The organism is Intestinibacter sp. (assembly GCF_034113885.1).
Taxonomy (GTDB): Bacteria; Bacillota; Clostridia; order Peptostreptococcales; family Peptostreptococcaceae; genus Intestinibacter.
Genome location: NZ_JAXEWM010000055.1, coordinates 1 through 2,578, shown reverse-complemented (window position 1 = coordinate 2,578; position 2,578 = coordinate 1). Strand labels below are relative to the sequence as shown.

At 31.3% G+C, this 2,578-nt stretch carries 1 protein-coding gene; it reads left to right on the top strand.

What is annotated here, in order from left to right; translation table 11 throughout:
• Positions 1 to 183: 183 nt before the first annotated feature.
• Positions 184 to 2,052, top strand: coding sequence for a heavy metal translocating P-type ATPase (locus tag SPD90_RS03515; RefSeq protein ID WP_320924326.1), 1,869 nt, complete (start codon positions 184 to 186; stop codon positions 2,050 to 2,052).
• Positions 2,053 to 2,578: the final 526 nt, after the last annotated feature.

Sequence of the window (2,578 nt, the reverse complement as noted above, 5' to 3'; positions counted from 1 at the left end):
TTTTATCTAAAAAAATACTGCTCTATATAGGAATTAAACCTTTTGTAGAACAGTATTTTTATTTTGCACAAAATAAATAAACTATTGCTTTTTAAAAAAATAAAAAGTATTATATACCTATAGGGGTATACCTATATGTATAATTTTAATCTAGATGGGAATGTATTTAAAAAGGAGGAACTCATGAAATTATTCAAATCAGAAACGCATAGAACAATTATTTTTATTATTATCTCTACTATAACTTTATTACTGAGCTTGTTCAGTTCAATTAACGAAGCTATTCGCTTTAACCTAGCTTGGATATCTATAATTCTGTGTGGGCTTCCAATTATAAAAGAAGCAATTATAGGATTATGTACAGAATTCGATATAAAAGCAGATGTCTTAGTATCTATGGCATTAATCGCATCTGTAATCATAGGCGAAACATTTGCTGCCGGCGAAATCGCAGTCATAATGACTATCGGTGCACTACTTGAGGATTTGACAGTTCAAAAAGCACAATCAGGAATCGAAAATCTAATAAAATTGACACCTCAAAAGGCTAGAGTTATAAGAGATAACGATGAGGTATTAATCGAAGCAGATGAGGTTCAAGTAAACGATATCGTCAGAGTTATCGCAGGGGAAACAATTCCAGTAGACGGTGTCATAATAAAGGGTGAAGGCTCTATAGACGAATCTATAATGAATGGAGAATCACTACCAGTAGACAAAAGCGTTGGAGATGAAGTTTTAAGCGGAACTATAAACCAATTCTCTACCTTCGATATTAAAGCTACTAAAACTTCTAACGACAGCTCATTAAAAAGAATGATAAGACTTGTCGAAGAAGCCGATGCAGCTAAAGCTCCTATTGTAAGCTTGACAGACAGATGGGCTACATGGATAGTTGTAATTGCATTGGTATCTTCTGTTGGAACCTTTTTAGTCACTCACCAAATACTGAGATCTGTAACTATATTAGTTGTATTTTGTCCTTGTGCATTAGTCCTTGCCACTCCAACAGCTATAATGGCTGGAATCGGTAACGCCACAAAATACGGTATCCTTATAAAGGGTGGTGATATTGTAGAGAGATTGTCTAAAATAAGAAATATAGCCTTTGACAAGACAGGAACTTTGACTTACGGAAAATTGTCAGTTGTCGATTACAAAAGCTTCGACGACAATTACAGCGATGATGATTTTTTAAAGATTTTAGCATCAGTTGAAGCTTATTCAGAACACCCACTTGGCAAAGCAATTACAGCTTACTATAAAGAAAACAGCCGAGATTTATTAGAAGTAAAAGACTTCACTATAAATCCTGGTAAAGGTATAAAAGCCACTTTAGAAGATAAAAACATATTATTGGGTAACTTAAAAATTATGCAAGGAGCTAATATAGATATAAATGAAAACATTGTAAATTTCTCAGATGAATTTTCTAAAAAAGGATGTACAGTTATCTATTTATCAATAAATAATAAATTAATCGGATATGCAGCACTTTCTGATATAGTCAGAAAAGAGAGCAAAAACATCGTAAGCCTTATAAAAAGTGACAACATAACTCCTATAATGCTGACTGGAGACAACGAATACAGTGCAAAAAATATAGCAGGCTCTATCGGCATAGAAAATGTCCACTCTAGTCTACTTCCAGAGGATAAAATGAACATCATCAAGGAATTAGAAGATCAACAAAGCTCTACTTGTATGATAGGAGATGGAGTAAACGACGCCCTAGCATTAAAATATGCAAGTGTTGGAATATCAATGGGATCTATAGGTAGTGATATAGCCATAGAGGCTTCGGATATAGCATTAGTAAGCGACGACATAAAAAATATTCCTTACTTACTTTATCTATCTAAAAAAACTATGACTACTATAAGATGGAACGTTGCATTTTCACTAATATTAAACTTCGTAGCTATAATACTTGCTATGACTGGTATCCTAAACCCTGTAGTCGGAGCTCTAGTCCACAATCTAGGTTCAGTATTTGTCATAATAAATTCTGCTAAGCTTTTAAAAACACAAAATTCTATAAATATAAATTAAAAACTATTGACTCTAGACCAACTCCATAGTTTATAATAAATGTTTATGTAAAAATAAAATAAATGATTGACAATTTTTGCAAAAGCAATTATAATTAAATTAGAAAATTAAGTTATGTAATTTATGTTTGAAAACGTATATACAAGTCAGAAGACTTTAAGTGTCTTCTGACTTTTTTTATTATAGCTTAATATTCATATTCTGCTTTCCCCAAAGTGAGAATAAAATAGACCCTGTCTTATATAAATTTTTTAATGTCACCCCCTTAGGAGTGACTTTTTTTTAACAAAAAATCCATAAAGCATAAATAATTTTATCTACACTCTATGGATCTTCTGTTATACCGTATTTGTTTTGTCTTTAATCATATTATTAAGAGATAAATCCGTTACTGAAAACTTATAAAAATCTATAAAAAATTATAAAATTTTATGTTTCATTCCTTTTTCAACGTATCTGTTTTTGCTATAAATAAATTCATAGCTACTTACATTTGATATAATACTCCAAAGGCTTAAATTCCCGA

Coding starts and splice junctions, on each gene's coding strand:
- SPD90_RS03515 (WP_320924326.1), top strand. CDS start 184: ATGAAATTATTCAAATCAGAAACGCATAGAACAATTATTTTTATTATT.